Raw genomic sequence first — 20,235 nt, forward strand, 5'->3', positions numbered from 1 at the left:
CTGTTTGGACGCCTTGTGCTAAGGCTCCGTGTCCAGCCAGTGCGTGATGCGCCCGTTGTGCATCACGCCGATGCGGTCCGCCATGGCATGCGCCTCGGCCTCGTTGTGCGTGACCAGGATGGCCGTCTGCCCGGCCTGCTGGAGGATGCCGCGCACCTGCGCGGTCAGCCGCTCGCGCGTGCCGCCGTCGAGGTTGGAAAAGGGCTCGTCCAGCAGCAGCAGCGCGGGCGAGGGCGCCAGTGCGCGGGCCAGTGCGATGCGTTGCTGCTGCCCGCCCGAGAGCTCGTGCGGATAGCGCTCGCCGGCATCGGCCAGGCCCACGAGCGCGAGCATTTCGGCCACGCGTGCCTGCTGGGCCGCGCGGCCCAGGCGGCGCAGGCCGAAGGCCACGTTCTTCGCGGCCGACAGGTGCGGGAACAGCGCGTACTCCTGGAACATCATGCCCACGCGCCGCTGCTCGGGCGGCAGGTGCGACTGCGCTGAAGACAGCAGCACATCGGCCAGCCGGATGGTGCCGGCGCGCAGCGGCTCGAAGCCCGCAATGGCGCGCAGCACCGTGGTCTTGCCACAGCCCGAGGGGCCGAAGAGGCAGGCGATTTCGCCGGCCGCCAGCGACAGCGAAAAGCCGTCGACCACGGTGTGCAGGCCGCGCGGCGTGTCGTACGCAAGCTGGATCGAATCGAGGTGAAGTGGGGCGCTCATGCGGTGTCCGGAACAGGCACGGCCAAGGGCGTGCCCGGTTGTTGGTTGCGCGCCAGCAGCATTACCGGCAGCAGGCCGGCCAGCACGATGGCGAGCGCGGCGATCGCGCCTTCTTCATAAGTACCGCGCGCGGCCTCGGCATAGAGCCAGGTGGCCAGGGTGTCGAAGTTGGCGGGGCGCAGCAGCAGCGTGGCTGGCAACTCCTTCATCGCATCGACGAAGACCAGCAGCGCGCCCGCGGCAATGGCCGGCCGCAGCAGCGGCAGATGCACCCGGCGCAGCGTGCCCGCCGTGGTTTCGCCGAGCAGCCGCGAGGCCTGTTCGATGGCGGGCGGGATGCGCGCCAGGCCCGCCTCGATGCCGCCGACCGGCATCGCCAGAAAGCGGATCGCGCAGGCCACCACCAGCACGATGCCCGCCCCCATCAGCGGCAGGCCGGGCCATCCGAAGGCGGTGGCCAGTGCTGCATCGAAGGCCAGCGCCGGCGTCAGCAGGCCGATGGCGAGCACCGTGCCCGGCACCGCATAGCCCAGCGTGGCCGCGCGTGCCTGCCAGCGGGCGCGGTTCAGGCCCGAGCCCTGGCTGCGCGCCGCCCAGGCCACCACCAGCCCGGCGGCCACCGCAACCGCGGTGACACCCGCGGCCAATGCCAGCGTGTTGCCCAGGCTCGCGATCAGCCCCTGCGAGATGCCGCCGCCCTGCCGCAGCCGCTTGACGGTTTCCCACACAAGGTAGAGCGCCGGCGCCACGAAGCCGATCAGCACCGGCAGCGTCGTGATGGCCGTCACCGCCCAGCCGGCGCCGCCGTGCAGGCGCCGAGGCTGCACCGCACGCATGCGCTGCGCCGAGCCGAAGCGCTGGTGCTTGCGGCCGTTGGCCTCCAGCCACACCAGAGCCACCACTACGAACAGCATCGCGCAGGCGATCTGCGCCGCGCCGGCCAGATCCGAGCGCGTGATCCAGGTTGTGTAGACCGCCACCGTGAGCGTGTTGACGCCCAGGAATTCGGAGGCGCCGATGTCGTTGAGCGTTTCGAGCAGCGCAAGGCTCAGGCCCACGGCCAGGGCCGGTCGCGCAAGCGGCAGCGCCACGCGAAAGAACGCGCCGCGCCGGTTTTCGCCGAGCGTGCGCGCGGCTTCCATCAGGTGCGCCGGCTGCGTCATGAACATCGCGCGCGCCGTCATGTAGACGTAGGGGTAGAGCACGAAGCCGAGCACGAAGATCGCGCCCGGCATCGAGCGCAAATCGGGCAGGCGAAACTGGCGCGGACTGTCGAAGCCCAGCACCCAGCGGATCGCGCCCTGCACCGGGCCGATGGGGTGCAGCAGGTCGAGGTATGCGAAGGCGACGATGTAGGTCGGCATCGCGAGCGGCAGCAGCAGCGCCCAGTGCAGCACGCCGCGCCCCGGAAAGTCATGCGCCGTGACCAGCCAGGCGCAACCGGTGCCGATCACCAGCACCATCGTGCCGACGCCGGTCAGCAGCAAGGCCGTGTTGAGCGCCGCCTGCGGCAGCACATGTGCGAACAGCGGCCCCCAGTGCCCCATGCCGGAGCCGAACGCGAGCCACGCCAGCGTGAGCACCGGCGCGAGCACGCCGATGGCGATGGCGAACGAGGCAAGGCGCCAGACCGGTCCCGCGGTTTGCAGGGCTGGTGGCTGGCGCCGTGTCATTCGCATGCTTCAGGCACCGGCAAGGCGGGCCCGATCGATCCCGTCACTGGTCGAAGCCGACCTTGTCAACGAGCGCACTGGCTTGCTTTCGGTACTTGGCGATTTCGGTGAGCGGCAGCGGATCGACCTTCAGTTCGCCGATGGACTGACCTATGATCGGATCGAGCGCCACGCCCTTGCGCACCGGGTACTCGTAGTTGGCCTGGGCATAGAGCGCCTGTGCCGGCTCGGACACCAGGAACTCCAGCAACTTGACCGCGTTGGCGCGCTGCGGTGCGTTCTTGGCCACGGCAGCGCCGCTGATGTTGACGTGCGTGCCGCCGCTCTTGGCGTTGGCGAAGGTCGGGCGCACCACCTTGATGGCGTCGCCCCACTTGCGCGCGTCGGTGCCTTCCTTGGCGCTCTTCATCTGGCCCACGTAGTACGAGTTGGCGATGCCGATGTCGCAGATGCCGCCGAGGATGTCGCGCGCCACGTCGCGGTCGCCGCCGGTGGCCTTGCGTGCGAGGTTGGCCTTGACGCCGCGCAGCCACTGCTCGGCCTTGGCCTCGCCATCGTGCGCGATCAGCGCCGCGACCAGGGCCGTGTTGTAGGGGTGCTGGCCCGCGCGGATGCAGACCTTGCCCTTGTACTTGGGGTTGGCCAGGTCTTCGTAGCGGAAGCTGGTGAGCGGCTGGGCCTTGTCGGCGTAGAGCACGCGGGCGCGCAGCGACAGCGCGAACCACTGGCCGTCGGCGCCGCGCAGGTTGGCGGGCACCGCCGATTCGAGCGCGGCCGATTTGACCGGCTGCGTCACGCCGCCGTCGACCAGGTCGATGAGGTTGCCGATGTCGACCGTCATCAGCACGTCGGCCGGCGAGCGTGCGCCCTCGGCCTTGACGCGCTCCAGCAGGCCGTCTTTCACGAACACCGTGTTGACCTTGATGTTGCTCTGCGCGCTGAAGGCGGAGATCAGCGGCTGGATCAGCGCGGGCTCGCGCGTCGTGTAGAGCGTGAGCTCTTCGGCGGCGTGCGCGGGCAGGGCGGCGAGGGTGAGCCAGGCGGTGCTGACGCCGAGGAGTGCGTGCGCGGCGCGGGCGCGAAAGCGGGCAGGCGTCGGAGTGCCGGAACGTTGGGTCATGAAAGATCCTCCAGGTCGGTGATTTGTTCTTCGGGCGGTATCGGCGGCCAGCTTGCTTGCGGCTACGCCGATGCGAACAATTATCAACTCCTGGCGGGGGGGAGGAGCCGTTTGGACTTACAAGGCCGAGGTTTACTTGAAGCGGGCCGCGACCTTTGGCAGTGATTTGGATCGGCTTTGGCAGGAAACATCGCCGGGTTTGGCAGCGGCTTTAGACTCCGAATTGCCGTGTCTTTGGCAGTTGTCGCCGCCTTTGGCAGTACTCCAACTGCCGCCCGCCAACGCCTCACCCAGCGGCAGGGTGGCGAGGGTCAGCAAAGAAGTATGGAAGATGAAAGGTCTCGAAGTCAGGGGCTTCCACTTGGACTGGATTGACAAGTCCTTCGTGGTCGTTTGCTAGATATTGGCCAATATAGGCGGTCAAGCCGAGCGCCAAGCAGTCCGTAAGCCGCCCCAGCAACTCGCCGATGTCGTCGATCATCCGAGCGAGTCCTGCCATTGGATCGGTGGGGTTCACCGCGCTCAACGCGGGAAGGGATGCTGCCATTTCCGCCCAGTGGAAGTAGGTGTCGCCATATCGCTGCCCGATCAAGACATAGGCATCTTCGCAAAAGGCATCGGTGAGGAAAGGCGCCATCTGGTTTGCGTTCGGATAGTGAAATGCACCTTGATTCCGCACGACGCTCATCCAGGGCTGGTTGTCCGCCGCGTCGAGCACCTCATCCCATCGCTCGCTCAAGCCCGCAACACTGGCGAAATACTGGTCTCGGAGCGGCGTGGCGATGGTCTGCTTCCTCAAAAGCAGGATCGCTTCGTATGTTTTTCCGACCAGCGTCCTAAGCATGAACATAGCAACCCCCACACTTGAGTCCATTGCAGGCCCCTCAATATTTGGCGGAAGTCGTGATACGTGAACCAGCTTCTGCAGAAGTAGAAGCTCGTTGAACACGTGGCCGGCAGACGCGAATACAAACCTCGACTGTGCGTCAAGGCCACGGAGCTTCGCAGCGTTTAGATTCTTGCGAAAGATTTCGACTGGCATCGCGTATCTTCGTTTGTTGGGGCGACAGATGTTAAGGGCCGTGAGCACTTCCCACGGGCTGTTCTGCTTACAGCCCTTCCTGGCCGTTCTCTGGCCTCGACCTGCCCATTTGTTGCCAATAGCCGCGCCAAGCCATACTCGAGCCACATCGGCTGTAACCCCGCGTCAGCATTAGCGATTCCCAATTTTCCCCTGGTCACTGCGCGCTGCCAATACGGTCACCTCCCCACATTGGGCAGCGGCCTGAATCGAGAGGATGTCTTGGTCGTGGCCCAGACGACCAGTGCAAGCAGGCTCACGGAGGCACCCAGGATGCACACGCCAGACCATCCTGCGTGCGCGTACATCACCGTCGACGCAATGGCCCCTGCGCCGCTGCCCACGGCATAGAACAGCATGTAGCACCCGATGAGCCGGCCGTGCGATTCGGTCGGCCCTTGAAGAATCATTGCCTGGTTGGTGACATGCAGCGCCTGGCAACCCACGTCCAGCAGCAAGACACCGGCAACGAGCCACCACAGGGAGCGTTCCGTGAGGCTCAGCGGTATCCAAGCCAGGAGCAGCAGCGCCAGCGCAGCCGCGCTTGTGCGCTGGCTCCAACCCTGGTCGGCCCAACGTCCTGCCCGCCCTGCGAAGAATGCGCCGACCGCACCGAGCAAACCGAAGGCTCCGACGGCCGAATGCGACAGCGACAGGGGTGGCGCAGTGAGCGGCAACGCGACCGCGCTCCAGAAGATGCTGAAGACAGCGAACATCAGCAAGGCCAGGGTGCCTCGGGTTCTGAGCACTCGGTCCGTCAGCAAGAGGCCCAAGGTCGACCGGACGAGCCGGGTGTACGGCAGGCGCGAGGCCGTGGTCGGCTGTGAGGGCAACTGCCGCCATATGAATGCCCCGAGCGCAGCCATGACGACGGCCGAGCCGAGGTACACGCCGCGCCAACCGACCAAGTCGGCAAGGGCGCCCGACCAGACCCTTGCGAGCAAGAGTCCGACGACCACGCCGGTCTGCGCGGCTCCGACAACGCGCCCACGTTCATGAGAAGCGGCGACGCTCGCCGCATAGGCAATCATTCCCTGCGTCATGGCGGTACCCAACAGGCCGACCGCCAGCATTCCCACCATCAGGGAGACGGTGCTTCGAGCCAGAGCCACGCCGCAAAGGGCGAAGATGACACCCATCAACTGAAGGCGGGCAAGTCGCCGACGGTCATATTGATCACCCAAAGGAACGAGCAGCAGCAAGGCCAGCACCGACCCCGCCTGGGTGGCCGTGACGACACCGCCAATGGAGGCCGGCGCGATGGCGAAGTCCGTCGCCAGGCTGTCGAGCAAAGGCTGTGCGAAGTACACGTTCGCAACGCTGAGGCCGCTTGTGCAGGCAAAGAGAGCGACCAGCCTGCGCGGCATGTTCGGAGGGCTTTTCGGCTTGTCCATGGGTTTGCGATTCAGGTTTTATTTTGAAACTAGAAGGAGTATGGCTTCTTGGTTTTAAAATGCAACTGATAGGCGGCATATTCGCTGTCAGGAGGTGTCCATGGCTGAACGAAAAAGGATGAACACGGCGCGTTGTCCGGTTGCGCGTGCGCTGGACGTCATCGGCGACCGTTGGTCGCTGCTGATCGTGCGAGACGCATTCGACGGGGTCAGTCGATTCGGCGAGTTTCAAGCGAGCCTGGGCGTCGCTCGCAACATCCTGGCGAGCAGACTCAAGGCGCTTGTGGAGGAGGGTGTGCTGGAGGTTCAGCCGGCCTCGGATGGCACGACGTACCAGCAATACGTTCTGACGCCCAAGGGCCAGACGCTCTTTCCTGTCGTCGTTGGCTTGAGGCAATGGGGCGAGAGCAATCTTTTCCGCCGCGGCGAGCGCCATTCACGGCTTGTGGACAAGGAGAGCGGCAAGCCGGTGGCCTGCCTGAAGGTTTCCGGTACCGATGGGCGCGCCCTGTCGTTAAGCGACGTGGTGGTGGTCGACAAGTAGTGATCCGAGCCCGCCGCGCCGCGACGCGGTCGACCTCCGTGCGCTATCGCGCCGCCGGCACCTCGAACACCAAACAGGTCGTCGTCGCATGCGCATACAGCGTGCCGTCCGCCCCAACCAGCCGCGCCTCGGCGGTCGCCAGCTGCCGGCCGCAGTGGATCACCTTGCCTTCGGCGCGCACCCGCTGCACCTTGGGCGTGACCGCCCGCACGTAGTTCACGCTCAGCTCGGCGGTGGTGTAGGCGCGGCCGGGCGGCATCATCGTGTGGACCGAGCAACCCAGGGCCGAATCGAGCATCGTAGCGACCCAGCCGCCGTGGATGGTGCCCAGCGGGTTCAGGTGCTGCGCGAGCGGCGTGCCCTGGAACACGGCCACGCCCTTGCTCACCGAGATGATCGTGAAGTCCAGCGTCTTGGCGATGGCCGCGTAGGGAATGTCGCCGTTCAGCATGGCCTGCATGACCTCCAGGCCGGTCTTGCCCGCAACTTGCTCGGGGCGGGCGAGCCCGGGGCCAGGGCCGCCTTCGAGGCGGTCGATGATCGCGCGCTCTTCGGCGATCCATGCGTCGAGGGGGTTGGTGGTTTGCGTCATGCCTGAGTTGCTCCTGGGGGCTTTGAATGAGGTGGTGAATTGTATATGCAACAGTTGCACCTACAATCGTCGCCATGGACACCCCCACCAAGCCGCGCGGCTGCACCAGTTTCAAAGTACGACAGCTGATGCGCCGCCTCTCGGCGCACTACGACGCCGAGGTCTCGCAGAGCGGCCTGAAGACCACGCAGTACTCGCTGCTCTCGCATCTCAAGCGCCTGGGTGCGGTGCGCCCGGTCGATTTCGCGGTCGAGCTCAAGATGACCGCCTCCACCCTCAGCCGCAACCTGCAGCCGCTGATCACCGCGGGCTGGGTCGAACAGACCGCCGGTGCCGATGCGCGCAGCCGCCTGGTGGCGCTCACGCCCGAAGGCGAGACCAAGTGGCGCGAAGCGCAGCTGCACTGGAAGACCGCGCAGCAGAAGCTCAACGCGCTGCTCGGCGTGGAGCGTGTGCTGGCGCTGCACCAGCTGATCGACGACTCGCTCGAGCTGCTGGGCGCCGCCGATGACGCGGCCGAACTCCCGGACTGAGCCGCGCCAAACACACGCACTGAAAGCCGCGTTGACCGCAGCGCGCAACGGATTCCTTTTCTTTCTCCTCCTCTACACCCACGCCGACAGCAGAGGTCGCATGTTCGCAATTCCCCTCTCCGCATGGCTGCAGCGCCGCGGCATTCACTACGGATGGATCGTCGCCGCGATCACGTTCTTCACCATGCTGACGATGTCGGCCGCGCTGGGCCTGCCGGGCGCGATGCTGCAGCCGCTGGGCAAGGAGTTCGGCTGGAGCACCGAGCAGATCTCGTCGGCGCTCGCGCTGCGCTTTGCGCTCTTCGGCCTCATGGGCCCCTTCGCCGCGGTGCTGATGGAGCGCTACGGCCTGCGCGCGGTGATGTTCACCGGCCTTGCGCTGGTCGGCGTGGCGATGGCGCTGGTCACCCTGGCTTCGCAGCTGTGGCAGCTCTTTTTTCTCTGGAGCCTGATGCTGGGCCTGGGCACCGGCATGACCGCGCTGGTGCTCGGCGCGGTGGTGGCCAACCGCTGGTTCGTCGCGCGCCGGGGCCTGGTCATCGGCATGCTCACGGCCAGCTCGGCGACCGGGCAGCTGGCCTTCCTGCCGTTCGCGGCCTGGATGATCGAGAACTGGGGCTGGCGCTCGGCCATGGTGCCCATCGTCATCGGCAGCGTGGTGATCGCGGTGCTGGCGCTGTGCTTCGTGCGCAACCGGCCCTCCGACGTGGGCCTGCTGCCGTTCGGCGAAGTGCCCAGCGCTGAACCCACCGCACCGGCCGCGCCGGTGGCGATGATGAATTTCGCCACGCCGTTCCGCGTGCTGAAGGAAGTGGCAACCAACCGCACCTTCCTGATCCTGGCCGGCACCTTCTTCATCTGCGGGCTCAGCACCAATGGCCTGGTGCAGACGCACTTCATCTCGCTGTGCGGCGACAACGGCATGGGCGCGGTGCCCGCGGCTTCGGTGCTCGCGATGATGGGCGCCTTCGACTTCGTGGGCACCATCCTCTCGGGCTGGCTCTCGGACCGCTACGACAACCGCAAGCTGCTCTTCTGGTACTACGGCCTTCGCGGTCTCTCGCTGTTCTGGCTGCCGCATTCGGAGTTCACCATCTACGGGCTGGGGCTCTTCGCGATGTTCTACGGCCTGGACTGGATCGCCACCGTGCCGCCCACCGTCAAGCTCGCGGGCGCCACCTTCGGTCCCGCCAAGGTGGGCCTGGTGTTCGGCTGGATCTTTGCCGCGCACCAGCTGGGCGCCGCCACCGCCGCCTACGGCGCGGGCTTCTCGCGCACGCTGCTGCTGACCTACACGCCGGCGCTGTATGCCGCCGGCGCGGCCTGCCTGGTCGCGGCCGCGATCGTGATGCTGATCCGCCGCCCGGCAGCGAAGGCCGGCACGCCGACAACGCCCACCGTGGCGCGCGCCTGATGACACGGAGGCCACAGCCATGACCACGCCCGCCAACACCGCCAACACCGCCAACACCGACCTCGACCCGCGCACGCGCCGGCTGCTGGAGGCGCCCATCGTCCCCACGCTGCTGCGCCTGGCGGCCCCCAATGTGCTCGTGATGGTGGCGCAGGCCTCCGTCGGGCTCATCGAAACCTACTTCGTCGGCAAGCTGGGCACCGATGCGCTCGCGGGCATGGCGCTGGTGTTTCCCATCGTCATGCTGATGCAGATGACCTCCAGCGGCGCGGTGGGCGGCGGCATCGCCTCGTCGATTGCGCGCGCGCTCGGCGCACGCCGCCGGGGCGATGCCGATGCGCTGGTGTGGCATGCGGTGGTCATCGCGCTGGGCTTCGGCCTGTGCTTCTCGCTGGCGCTGCTGCTGGGCGGGCGCTGGCTCTACACCCTCATGGGCGGCACCGGGCCGTCGCTCGATGCGGCGCTCACGTACTCGAACTGGGTGTTCGCGGGCGCGGTGCTGGTGTGGCTCTTCAACTCGCTCTCCGCCATCATCCGCGGCACCGGCAACATGTCGGTGCCCGCCAACGTCACGGTGGTGGGCGTGGTGTTCCTCATCCCGGCCTCGCCGTTGCTGATTTTCGGCTGGGGGCCGATTCCCGGCATGGGCATTGCCGGCGGCGCGATCGCGCTGCTGCTGTACTACCTGCTGGGTTCCATCGCGCTCATCGTGTACCTGCGTTCGCCGCGCAGCCTGCTCAAGCCCACGCTTGCGGCGCTCAAGCTGCGCTGGCCCATGTTCCGCGACATCCTCAGCATCGGGCTGGTGGGTGCGGTGTCGACGGTGGCAACCAACCTGTCCATCGGCATCGCGACCGCGTTGTCGGGGCACTTCGGCCCCGGCGCGCTGGCCGGCTACGGCACGGCCTCGCGGCTCGAATATCTCCTGGTGCCGTTGGTGTTCGGCCTGGGCGCGCCGCTGGTTGCGATGGTGGGCACCTGCATGGGTGCCGGGCAGCGCGAACGTGCGCTGCGCGCCACCTGGGCCGGCGCGGGGCTGGCCTTTGCGCTGACCGAAACCATCGGCCTCGCGGCGGCGCTGTTTCCGCGGCCCTGGCTGCTGCTGTTCGGCAACGACCCCGCGATGCTGGAGACAGGCGCGCACTACCTGCGCGTGGTGGGGCCGCTGTATGGCTTCTTCGGCGTGGGGCTGGTGCTGTATTTCGCCTCGCAGGGCGCGGGACGCCTGATGTGGCCGGTGCTCGGCAACATCGCGCGGCTTGCGGTGGCCGGCACGGGCGGCTGGCTGGCCTTGCGCTGGGGCGGCGGGCTCACCGGCGTGTTCGCGGCGCAGGGCGTGGCGCTGGTGGTGTACGGCATCGTCATCGCTTCGGCGATTGCGGGCGGCGCCTGGTTCGGCCGCGTGGGCTGGCCGCGCACGCCCAGCGGGTTGCTGCGCCGGGTGGCACAGGCCTGATGACGCCGCGCCAAAGCGGCTTCAGATCGATTTCTTCAACGAAAGGTTTCTCATGAAAATCAAGGACTCCGTCGTCTTCATCACCGGCGCCAACCGCGGCCTCGGCCTGTCTTTTGCCAAGGCCGCGCTGGCAGCGGGCGCGCGCAAGGTGTACGGCGCCGCGCGCGACCCCCAAAGCATCACGCTCGCGGGCGTGATCCCGGTGCCGCTGGACGTGACGCAACCCGCGCAGATCGCCGCGGCGGTGGCGGCCTGCGGCGACGTCACGCTGCTGGTCAACAACGCAGGCATCTCGCGCGGATCGAACCTGCTGGGCGCAGGTGCGGTCGATGCCGCGCGGGCCGAGTTCGAAACCAACTTCTTCGGCCCCTGGGCGCTGACGCAGGCCTTCGCGCCCGTGCTGGCGGCCAACGGGGGCGGCGCGGTCGTCAACGTGCTGTCGGCGCTGAGCTGGACCACCTTTCCGAGCGTGGCGACCTACAGCACGACCAAGTCGGCCGCATGGTCGCTGAGCAACGGCCTGCGCAACGAACTGGCGGGGCAGGGCACCCAGGTCACGAGCCTGCATGTGGCGTTCATGGACACCGACATGGCGGCCCATGTGCCCGGCGCCAAGGCTTCGCCCGACGACGTGGCGCGCCAGGCGCTTGCGGGTGTGGAAGCCGGCAAGCCCGAAGTGCTGGCCGACGAAGTCTCGCGCCAGCTCAAGCAAAGCCTGTCGAGCGAAACGCCGGCTTACGCAACGCCGCCGGCAAGCGCGGCAGCCTGATCGGCGCCGGAACGAAAAACCCGGGCGCGCGGCCCGGGTCGTGGTCGGTCGGGCTGTGGCCAATCAATAGCGGTAAGGATTGTTGGGCCGGCGGTCGTAGCGGTTCGGCACGCCGTCCCGGTCGTTGTCGCGGCGGCCGCTGTAGTGGCGGCGGTCGTCCCAGCGGCGGCCATGGTCGTAGCGACGGCCATGGTCATACCGACGGCCGTCGCGGTAATGGCCGGGATGAACGTGTCGCGGCGGCGGCGGCGCGTAGTAGCGGCGCGGCGGCGGCGGTGGCACCACGTACACCTGGGCCTGGATGAAGGGCCCGCGGGGCTGGGCCTGCGCGGGTGCACTGATTGCGGCCAGCGACATGAGTGCGGCGGCGGCGATTGCGAAACTGAGCTTTTTCATGGCAACTCCCTTGGAGTGGTTGGAAGCCTCATCCTCGCCACCTAATGTGAACCTTGTGTAAGGCTGGAGCGAAATCGGATGAAGAGCTGTAAGCCCCTGCGGCAAATGGCGTCGGAGGGCATGTGCCCATCCTAAGGGCTGCGGCGCCCTCGGTGCACCGCCGCGGGTGTGCCGTTGGATGTAGGCCTGGAGGCCGTGTCGGTGTGCGTTCAGCCGCGCGGCGCGGGCAGCATCCGGCGCAGCGCCTCGAAGAACAGGTCCGATTGCTCGCGCTCGCCCTGGATCTGCGCGGCCACATGCGCGGCCAGCTTCGGATCGACCGGCACCAGCGGTCGGCCGGTCGATTGGGCGATCACCTGGTGCAGGCTCGCCCGTTCCAGGTAGTACAGGTCGTCGTAGGCATGCGCGATGGTGGCGCCCGCCACGACCACGCCGTGGTTCGCGAGAAATGCCACGTCCTTGCCGGCCATGGCGCGGGCAATGCGCTCGCCCTCGGCATCGTCGAGCGCCAGGCCGTTGTAGACCGTGTCGATCGCAATGCGGTTCATGTAGCGCATCGCGTTCTGGCTCGAGGTCGGATCCAGCGCGCGGTCGACCGTGAGCGTGAGCGCCGTGGCGTAGGGCATGTGGCAATGCAGCACGACCGCATGGCCCGTGATCCGGTGCACCGCACCGTGGATGAAGAGCGCGGTCGGCTCCACGCGATGCCGGCCCGCGAGCACTTCGCCGTGCACGTCGATGAGCACGATGTCGTCGGGGCCGATCTCGCTCCAGTGCAGCCCGCGCGGGTTGATGAGGTAGCGGTCTTGCGCGCCCGGCAGCATCACGCTGAAGTGGTTGCACACGCCTTCGGACAGGCCGTGATGGGCAGCGGCACGCAGGGCCAGCGCGAGGTCTTCGCGCAGCTTGCGGACGGCGGGGCTGGCGTAGGTGGAATCAGCGGACATCGAGGGGTCTCCGGTTTTTTGTTTTGCTGCTGTTGCGCGGCGTGGCGCGGATCAGGCTGGGATCAGGCGGAAATCACGCGGCGATGATCCCGGTCCACGCCGCGATGAATTGCCTGGCGTCGTCGCGCACCGCCGAGGCCCGCTTGCCGGGTTTGTACAGCGCCGAGCCGATGCCGAAGCCGGCGGCGCCCGCCGCGCGCCATTGGCTCATGTTCGTGGGGCCGATGCCGCCCACGGGCATCACCGGCGTGCCGGCGGGCAGCACGGCGAGCAGCGCCTTCACCACCGCGGGCGAGGCCAGCTCGGCGGGAAACAGCTTGAGCCCGGTGGCACCGGCAGCCAGCGCGCCGAAGGCCTCGGTCGGCGTCATCACGCCCGGCAGGCACACCATGCCCAGCCGCACGGCTTCGGCGATCACCTCGGCATTGAAGTTGGGCGACACGATCAGCTCGCCGCCGGCCGCATGCACCTCGCGAACCTGCTGCACGCCGAGCACCGTGCCGGCGCCCACCAGCGCCTGGGGAAAGCGCTTGCGCATCAGCGCGATGCTGTCGAAGGGCTGGGGCGAATTGAGCGGCACCTCGAGCAACCGGAAGCCGGGCTCGACGATGGCGTCGCCCACATCGGCCGCCTCGGCGGGCGTGAGGCCGCGAAGAATGGCCACAAGTGGAAGCTCGCGCATCGCAGCGCTGAATTTTTCTATGGGCGTGGTCATGGCTCGATTGTGTTGCCGTTGTCTGCCACCGCAAAGCCCGAGAGCGCATACAGCCCCGCCCAGGTTGCTTCGGAGCCCAGCGTGCGCGTGGCGACGCCGGTTGCGCGCAGCGCCAGCGCGTAGCGCTCGGTGAGCGCCGGCGAGCCGATGAGCACCACCTCGCCGACCGCATGAAGCGATTGCGTGCGCAGCTCTTCGCCGATGAGAACGCCGGAGAGATAGCTCGACAGCTCCTGTCTGGGCATGCGCTCGAACAGCGCCAGCGTGCGCGCGCCGAAGGCGTTGTGCAGCAGGCCCTGGCCGTTGCCGGATTGGGTCACACCCTGCAGGAATGCGGCTTCGTCGAGCGGCGCCGCTGCATCGAGCGTGCGCGCAAGGATCGAATGCTGGCTCAGCAGCGCATAGAACTCGCCCGTCATGCAGGTGCGAAAACCCGCGACGCGGCCGTTCTTGACCGTGGCCCACTTGTTGTGCGTGCCGGGAAGCACGAAGAGGCCTTCGCTCAAACCGGTGAGCGACATCGCGCCGAAGATCTGCACTTCCTCGCCGCGCATCACATCGGGCACGCCGTCGTGCTCGTCGCTGAGGCCCGGCACGATGGCAATGTGAACACCGGGAATGGTGTCGATGCGGATGATCTTGCGGCCCACTTCGACGCGGCCCGCAGGGCAGGCGCAGTAGGGTGCCTCGACCCAGCCCTGCTTGCTGCCGGCCATGCCGGAGATGAGGCAGCGCGTGCCTTCGATGCGCAGCCAGTCGCCGAAAAGCGATTCGAGAACGGCGGGGAACCCGCCTTCGGGCACCTTGAGGATGCCGCGCGCGTCGCTGCGTTCTTCGAGCACCTTGCCGTTTGCGTCGAGCAATGCGCCGCGCAGGGAACTCGTGCCCCAGTCGATAGCTGCCAGTCTTGTCATCTCAGTGATTGTCGCGCGGCACGAAAGCCCCGCGCCGGCCGCGCAGGAAAGCCAGGTCGGCGCCCTGGTCGGCCTGCAGCACGGTGTCGACATAGAGCTTCCAGTAGCCCGAGTCGAGCGGTGCCTTCGGTGCAACCCAATGTTCGCGGCGCCTGGCCAGCTCTTCGTCGCTCACATGCAGGTGCAGCCTGCGGTTGGGCACATCGAGCTCGACGATGTCGCCGTTCTGCACCAATGCCAGCGGCCCACCGGCCGCGGCCTCGGGCGCGGTGTGCAGCACCACCGTGCCGTAGGCCGTGCCGCTCATGCGCGCGTCGCTGATGCGGACCATGTCGGTGATGCCGCGGCGCAATACCTTGGGCGGCAGCGGCATGTTGCCTGCCTCGGCCATGCCGGGGTAGCCCTTGGGGCCGCAGTTCTTGAGCACCATGATGCAGTGCTCGTCGATGTCCAGGTCTTCGTCGTCGATGCGCTTGTGCAGGTCGTCGGCGCTCTCGAACACCACCGCGCGGCCCTTATGCACCAGCAGTTCGGGCGTGGCCGCGCTGGGCTTGATGATCGCGCCGTTGGGCGCGAGGTTGCCGCGCAGCACGCAGATGCCGGCCTTTTCCTTGAAGGGCTCGGCCAGCGGACGGATGACCTGCGGGCCGTAGTTTTCGGCGTCCTTCACGTTGTCCCACAGGCTCTGGCCGGTGACGGTGAGGATGTCCTTGTGCAGATGCTCGGCGATCTCCTTGATGACCACCGGCAGGCCGCCCGCGTAGCAGAAGTCTTCCATCAGGAACTGGCCCGAGGGCTGCAGGTTCACCAGGCAGGGCAGTTCGGAGGCGAGGCGGTCGAAGTCGTCGAGCGTGAGGTCCACGCCGATGCGGCCTGCAATGGCCAGCAGATGGATCACGAGGTTGGTCGAGCCGCCCACGGCCGCGTTGACCTTGATCGCGTTCTCGATGGCCTCGCGCGTGAGGATCTTCGACATGTTCATGTCCTCATGCACCATGTCCACGATGCGCCGGCCCGCTTGTCGGGCCAGCACGTTGCGGCGGCCATCGACGGCAGGGTAGGCCGCATTGCCCGGCAGGCCGATGCCGAGCGCCTCGACCATGCAGGCCATGGTGCTCGCGGTGCCCATCGTCATGCAGTGGCCGTGGCTGCGGTGCATGCAGCTCTCGGCCTCGAAAAATTCATGCAGCTTCAGCGTGCCGGCGCGCACCTGCTCGCTCATCTGCCACACGCCGGTGCCCGAGCCCAGTTCCTGTCCGCGCCACTTGCCCGAGAGCATCGGGCCGCCCGAGACGCCGATGGTCGGCAGGTCGACGCTGGCCGCGCCCATCATCAGCGCGGGCGTGGTCTTGTCGCAGCCCATGAGCAGCACCACGCCATCCAGCGGATTGCCGCGAATGCTTTCTTCCACGTCCATGCTCGCGAGGTTGCGGTACAGCATGGCGGTGGGGCGCAGCAGCGTCTCGCCGAGCGACATCACCGGAAACTCCAGAGGAAAGCCGCCGGCCTCGTAAACACCGATCTTCACTTGCTCGGCCAGCGTGCGGAAGTGCGAGTTGCAGGGCGTGAGTTCGCTGAACGTATTGCAGATGCCGATGACCGGACGGCCGTCGAACTGGTCGTGCGGTACGCCCTTGCCTTTCATCCAGCTGCGGTAGATGAAACCGTCGCGGTCGTTGCGGCCGAACCATTGCTGGCTGCGCAGTTCGCTGGTTTTTTTCTTGGGGGAAGTGCTCATCGCCTTGTCTCCGTTTACGCCCGCTTACGGCTCTGTGGCTCAGGGTTTGTCCTGCGGGTCGATGATTTCAATCATCATATGATAAGCGTTGACTACTCTCCGGACCCTTGAAGTTTCAGCACGCCGGCATACCGTTTTTCACATCCCTCGCATGATCAAGAACATCCACGGTCGCACGCTCGAACTGCTCGGCGAAGCCATCGTGGCGGGGCGTTATGCGATCGGTGCGTCCATTCCGGCCGAGCCCATCCTGGGCGAGGAACTCGGCGTGAGCCGCACCGTGGTGCGCGAGGCCATCAAATCGCTCGCGGCCAAGGGATTGATCGTCACCGGGCCTAAGGTCGGCACGCGCGTGCTGCCGCAGGACAAGTGGAACTGGTTCGATCCCGACGTCATCACCTGGCAGTCCCGCGCCGGGCTCACGCCCGAGTTCCTGCGCGACCTGCAGGACCTGCGCCGCGTGGTCGAGCCCGCGGCCGTGCGCCTCGCGGCCGAGCGGGCCGACGCCAAGGACATCGACGAAATAGAACGCGCCTACGCAGGCATGAAGGACGCCGTGGAAAACGGCGGCGACTACGTCACCTTCGACCTGCGCTTTCACACCGGCCTTTTGAGCGCCGCGCGCAACCGCATGCTGGCGCAGATGAGCAAGGCGCTCAACGCGCTGCTGCGCACCAGCTTCGAAATATCCACCGCCAAGCCCGACGGCCCCGCGCTCTCGCTGCCCATGCACCGCGCGGTGCTCGACGCGGTGATCGCGCACGATCCGGGCAAGGCCGAGCGCGCGGTCATCCGTCTCATCGACGGCGCGCGGCAAGACATCGAGGACGTGCTCGGCTCGCGCCGGCGCCTGCCAAGGCTCAGCCGGCCGCCGCCCAGGCTCAAGGCGAGCTAGCCGGGCACCGCAGAGCCCGCCGCCTTCGTTGTCCGCATCCTGTTTTTCACCCAAGCTCGCCAGTCGGGCATTTCCACCCAAGAAGAAGGAGACACCATGAAACTCGTGAAGTCGCTGATAGCGCCGACATTGTTTGCGCTGGGGTTGTTGGCGTCGGCAGGTCCTGCCGCCGCCCAGGAGAAGCTCACCGTCTGGTGGGTCAAGGGCTTCTACAAGGCGGAGGACGATGCCCTCTTCGCCGCCATCAAGAAGTTCGAGGACAAGAACAAGAACGTGAAGATCGAGCTGTCGCAGTACCCGGTGCAGGACATGATCCCCAAGACCGTGTCCGCGCTCGACTCCGGCAGCCCGCCCGACGTGGCGTACGCCGACGTGTACGACTTCCAGGTCACCGGCAAGTGGGCCTTCGACGGCAAGCTCGAAGACATCGGCAGCGTGCTCACGCCCATGAAGGACCGCTTCGCGCCCAACACGCTGGAGACCACGTACCTCTACAACGACCAGACCAAGGGCAAGGGCTACTACGCCTTCCCCATCAAGCAGCAGACGATGCACATCGAGTACTGGCTCGACATGCTCACCGAGGCCGGCTTCAAGGAAAGCGACATTCCCACCAACTGGAAGGACTACTGGTCTTTCTGGTGCGAGAAAGTGCAGCCCGCCAGCCGCCAGAAAAGCGGCAAGCGCACCTTCGGCATCGGCATGCCGATGGGCGTGGATTCGAGCGACGCCTTCTATTCGTTCCTGACCTTCATGGACGCCTACAACGTCAAGCTGGTGGACGACAACGGCAAGCTCCTGGTCGACGACCCCAAGGTCCGCGCCGGCCTCATCAGCGCCATGACCGACTACACCAAGCCCTACCTCACGGGCTGCACGCCGCCTTCGTCCACCAGCTGGAAGGACCCGGACAACAACGTCGCCTTCCACAACAAGACGATCGCGATGACGCACAACGCGACCATCTCGCTGCCGGCCAAGTGGCTGGACGACTCCAACAACGCCACGCTCACGCCCGAGCAGCGTGAAGAGGCGCGGAAGAACTACACCGAGCGCATTCGCACGGCCGGTTTCCCGAGCAAGCCCGACGGCGGCAAGATGGTCTACCGCACCGCGGTGAAGACCGGCGTGGTGTTCAAGGACGCCAAGAACAAGGCGCGCGCCAAGGAGTTCGTGGCCTTCCTCATGCAGGAAGACAACCTCACGCCGTACGTCGAGGGATCGCTGGGCCGCTGGTTCCCGGTGACCAAGGCGGGGCAGGCGAGCCCGTTCTGGCAGGCCGATTCGCATCGCAAGTCGGTGTTCAACCAGTACGCCGCCGGCACCGTGACCTTCGAGTTCACCAAGAACTACCGCTTCACCGTGATCAACAACGAGAACGTCTGGGCCAAGGCCATGAGCCGCGTGGTCACCGACAAGGTGCCGGTGGACAAGGCCGTGGACGAGATGATCGCGCGCATCAAGACGGTGGCGGCGCAGTAAGCCGCACGCGAACACCACTTTCACCGGGTCTGAACGCATGAGCACTACCACCGCCGCGCCGCCTGCACCGTCCGGGGCGCCTGTTGCCAATCTCGGGGCGCGGCACGCGCGCTGGCAGTTCTGGGGCGCGGTCATGGTCGTGCCCTACCTGCTGGTGTTCGTGGTGTTCGTGCTCTATCCGGTGGGGTACGGGCTGTGGCTCGCGCGCCATCCGCAAAGCTACGTGAAGCTGGTCGAAGACCCGATCTTCTTCCGTTCGGTGATCAACACCGCCATCTTCCTGGTCGTGGCGATCAACGTGAAGATGCTCGTGGCGCTGGTGCTCTCGGGCTTCTTCATCAACACGCGCTGGTGGATCAAGGTCGTCTCGGCGATCTTCATCCTGCCGTGGGCGATGCCCTCGATTCCCACCATCCTGTCGTTTCGGTTCATGCTCAACCCCGAGTGGGGCGTGATCAACACCACCATCTTTCGCCTGACGGGCGCGGATGGTCCCAACTGGCTCAACGATCCGACCATCGCGCTGAGCCTGGCGATGCTGGTTCACATCTGGAAATCGCTGCCGTTCTGGACGCTGATCCTGTTGGCGGGGCGGCTGGCGATTCCGGGCGAGCAGTACGAGGCCGCGTCGGTGGACGGTGCCTCGACCTGGCAGAAATTCCGCTTCGTGAGCTGGCCGGCGCTCAAGACGCTGTACGTCACCTCGTTGATCCTCTCGATGATCTGGACGCTGGGCGATTTCAACAGCGTGTACCTGCTCACCGGCGGCGGACCCGCCGACCTCACGCATGTGCTGGCCACGCTGGGCATCCGCTATCTGCGGCTCGACCAGGTCGACCTGTCGATGGCGTCTATCGTCGTCGCTCTGCCGCTAGTCCTTCCCCTCGTCTACTTCATGATGAAGAGGCTCTCGAAATGAATCCCCACGCTCATCACTTCGTGTGTTCGCTGCCCCCCGAGGGGACGCCCGCCCTCCTAGAGGCGGCTCGTCGGAGGGCGGAATGAAACGCTGGACCCCCAAGGCCATAGCGACCGAGGCCAAGCTGCTGCTCATCGGCATCCCGGTGCTGCTGTGGACGCTGATCCCGGTCTATCACATGGCGTTGTTCGCCTTCTCGGCGAAGGACTCGGCCACCTCGGGCAACCTGTGGCCCCAGAACCCCACGCTGGACAACTTCCGTGTGGTGTTCCAGCAGAAGCACTTCTACCTGGACCACTTCTGGGTGCAGCTGGGCAACTCGCTGCTGATCGCGGTGTCGGTGGGTGCGATCACGCTTTTCGTTGCCACCACGGCCGCATTCGCCATCAGCCGGCTGCGCGTGCGGGGCGGGCGCACGGTGATGAACCTGGCGCTCTTCACCTACTTCATTCCCGCAGCCTTCCTTGCGGTGCCCATGTACAAGACCATGGGCAACTACGGCCTCCTGAACAGCCAGTGGGCGCTGATCCTGGCGATGGTGACCATTGCCTCGCCGTACTGCATCTGGGTGCTGAAGCAGGCCTCGGACAAGCTGCCCTACGAGCTCGACGAAGCCGCGCGCATGGACGGCGCCTCGCCGCTGCAACTGTTCCGCCTCGTGTACCTGCCGCTGATGGTGCCGTCGCTGGTGGCTGTGGGCACGTACTCGCTGTTGCTGGCGTGGAACGAATACCTTTATGCCTTCCTGCTGCTGTCGAACGACAAGAGCGTGACGCTGGCGGTGGCGCTGGGCAACTTTCTCTCGGCCGACGATTCGCCGTGGGAGCTGCTGATGGCCACTGGCCTGATCTATGCCCTGCCGCCAGCGGCGATCTACTACGCCTTCAAGCGCTACATGGTCGGCGGCCTGACTGCCGGCGCCGTCAAGAGCTGAACGATTTCAGGAACAAC

The 20,235-nt window shown here is 66.6% G+C and carries 19 protein-coding genes and 1 pseudogene; 9 read left to right on the forward strand and 11 right to left on the reverse strand.

Annotated elements, in window-relative coordinates; all coding sequences use genetic code 11:
* Positions 1-18: 18 nt before the first annotated feature.
* The 5 genes from ABIC90_RS00295 to ABIC90_RS00315 all read right to left on the reverse strand — a co-directional run bounded on the left by ABIC90_RS00295 (position 19) and on the right by ABIC90_RS00315 (position 5,970).
* Positions 19-702, reverse strand: coding sequence for an ABC transporter ATP-binding protein (locus ABIC90_RS00295; protein WP_354352041.1), 684 nt, complete (start codon positions 700-702; stop codon positions 19-21).
* Positions 699-2,375 (reverse strand): ABC transporter permease, encoded by a 1,677-nt coding sequence (locus tag ABIC90_RS00300; RefSeq protein WP_354352042.1) that lies wholly within the window; start codon positions 2,373-2,375, stop codon positions 699-701. Before ABIC90_RS00300 ends, ABIC90_RS00295 begins: the two co-directional genes overlap by 4 nt.
* 43 nt (positions 2,376-2,418) lie before the next feature.
* Positions 2,419-3,495: a Fe(3+) ABC transporter substrate-binding protein gene (locus ABIC90_RS00305; protein ID WP_354352043.1), complete on the reverse strand. Its 1,077-nt coding sequence runs from the start codon at positions 3,493-3,495 to the stop codon at positions 2,419-2,421.
* Between the two features lie 286 nt (positions 3,496-3,781).
* Entirely contained in the window at positions 3,782-4,537 is a 756-nt protein-coding gene (locus ABIC90_RS00310) for a hypothetical protein (RefSeq protein ID WP_354352044.1), read from the reverse strand.
* Between the two features lie 218 nt (positions 4,538-4,755).
* The gene (locus ABIC90_RS00315; protein ID WP_354352045.1) at positions 4,756-5,970 is read right to left on the reverse strand and encodes an MFS transporter; all 1,215 of its coding nucleotides are present in this window, start codon (positions 5,968-5,970) and stop codon (positions 4,756-4,758) included.
* Positions 5,971-6,070: 100 nt separating this feature from the next.
* On the opposite strand from ABIC90_RS00315, the gene ABIC90_RS00320 reads away from it, so the two are divergent.
* Complete coding sequence (locus tag ABIC90_RS00320; protein ID WP_354352046.1) at positions 6,071-6,514, forward strand: winged helix-turn-helix transcriptional regulator; 444 nt, start codon at positions 6,071-6,073, stop codon at positions 6,512-6,514.
* Between the two features lie 43 nt (positions 6,515-6,557).
* On the opposite strand, the gene ABIC90_RS00325 is transcribed toward ABIC90_RS00320, so the two are convergent.
* The gene (locus tag ABIC90_RS00325; protein ID WP_354352047.1) at positions 6,558-7,106 is read right to left on the reverse strand and encodes a PaaI family thioesterase; all 549 of its coding nucleotides are present in this window, start codon (positions 7,104-7,106) and stop codon (positions 6,558-6,560) included.
* A gap of 74 nt (positions 7,107-7,180) precedes the next feature.
* Between ABIC90_RS00325 and ABIC90_RS00330 the strand changes: the two genes are divergently transcribed.
* The 4 genes from ABIC90_RS00330 (at position 7,181) to ABIC90_RS00345 (ending at position 11,278) form a co-directional block, all read left to right on the forward strand.
* A complete protein-coding gene (locus ABIC90_RS00330) occupies positions 7,181-7,639 on the forward strand; it encodes a MarR family winged helix-turn-helix transcriptional regulator (protein ID WP_354352048.1) in 459 nt (152 codons plus the stop codon).
* Positions 7,640-7,739: 100 nt separating this feature from the next.
* Positions 7,740-9,053, forward strand: a complete 1,314-nt coding sequence (locus ABIC90_RS00335) for an MFS transporter (RefSeq protein WP_354352049.1) — start codon at positions 7,740-7,742, stop codon at positions 9,051-9,053.
* A 19-nt stretch (positions 9,054-9,072) separates the two neighbouring features.
* Complete coding sequence (locus tag ABIC90_RS00340) at positions 9,073-10,509, forward strand: MATE family efflux transporter (RefSeq protein ID WP_354352050.1); 1,437 nt, start codon at positions 9,073-9,075, stop codon at positions 10,507-10,509.
* A 52-nt stretch (positions 10,510-10,561) separates the two neighbouring features.
* On the forward strand, positions 10,562-11,278 hold the full coding sequence (locus tag ABIC90_RS00345; protein ID WP_354352051.1) for an SDR family oxidoreductase: 717 nt from the start codon (positions 10,562-10,564) through the stop codon (positions 11,276-11,278).
* Positions 11,279-11,341: 63 nt separating this feature from the next.
* On the opposite strand, the gene ABIC90_RS00350 is transcribed toward ABIC90_RS00345, so the two are convergent.
* The 5 genes and pseudogenes from ABIC90_RS00350 to ABIC90_RS00370 form a co-directional block, all read right to left on the reverse strand.
* Entirely contained in the window at positions 11,342-11,674 is a 333-nt protein-coding gene (locus ABIC90_RS00350) for a hypothetical protein (protein ID WP_354352052.1), read from the reverse strand.
* Between the two features lie 209 nt (positions 11,675-11,883).
* Positions 11,884-12,627: pseudogene (locus tag ABIC90_RS00355) on the reverse strand (aldolase); the annotation flags it as partial.
* Positions 12,628-12,694: 67 nt separating this feature from the next.
* A complete protein-coding gene (locus tag ABIC90_RS00360) occupies positions 12,695-13,336 on the reverse strand; it encodes a 2-dehydro-3-deoxy-6-phosphogalactonate aldolase (RefSeq protein WP_354352053.1) in 642 nt (213 codons plus the stop codon).
* Entirely contained in the window at positions 13,333-14,250 is a 918-nt protein-coding gene (locus ABIC90_RS00365) for a 2-dehydro-3-deoxygalactonokinase (RefSeq protein ID WP_354352054.1), read from the reverse strand. Before ABIC90_RS00365 ends, ABIC90_RS00360 begins: the two co-directional genes overlap by 4 nt.
* Position 14,251: 1 nt before the next feature.
* Positions 14,252-15,988 (reverse strand): IlvD/Edd family dehydratase, encoded by a 1,737-nt coding sequence (locus ABIC90_RS00370; protein ID WP_354352055.1) that lies wholly within the window; start codon positions 15,986-15,988, stop codon positions 14,252-14,254.
* Positions 15,989-16,139: 151 nt separating this feature from the next.
* On the opposite strand from ABIC90_RS00370, the gene ABIC90_RS00375 reads away from it, so the two are divergent.
* From ABIC90_RS00375 to ABIC90_RS00390, 4 genes are all read left to right on the forward strand, one after another.
* Positions 16,140-16,883, forward strand: a complete 744-nt coding sequence (locus tag ABIC90_RS00375; protein ID WP_354352056.1) for a FadR/GntR family transcriptional regulator — start codon at positions 16,140-16,142, stop codon at positions 16,881-16,883.
* A gap of 96 nt (positions 16,884-16,979) precedes the next feature.
* Positions 16,980-18,365: an ABC transporter substrate-binding protein gene (locus tag ABIC90_RS00380; protein WP_354352057.1), complete on the forward strand. Its 1,386-nt coding sequence runs from the start codon at positions 16,980-16,982 to the stop codon at positions 18,363-18,365.
* A 37-nt stretch (positions 18,366-18,402) separates the two neighbouring features.
* On the forward strand, positions 18,403-19,284 hold the full coding sequence (locus tag ABIC90_RS00385; protein WP_354352058.1) for a carbohydrate ABC transporter permease: 882 nt from the start codon (positions 18,403-18,405) through the stop codon (positions 19,282-19,284).
* An 82-nt stretch (positions 19,285-19,366) separates the two neighbouring features.
* Positions 19,367-20,218, forward strand: coding sequence for a carbohydrate ABC transporter permease (locus ABIC90_RS00390; protein WP_354352059.1), 852 nt, complete (start codon positions 19,367-19,369; stop codon positions 20,216-20,218).
* The last annotated feature ends 17 nt before the right edge of the window (positions 20,219-20,235 follow it).

It is taken from the genome of Variovorax boronicumulans, from assembly GCF_040544675.1.
GTDB lineage: Bacteria > Pseudomonadota > Gammaproteobacteria > Burkholderiales > Burkholderiaceae_C > Variovorax > Variovorax boronicumulans_D.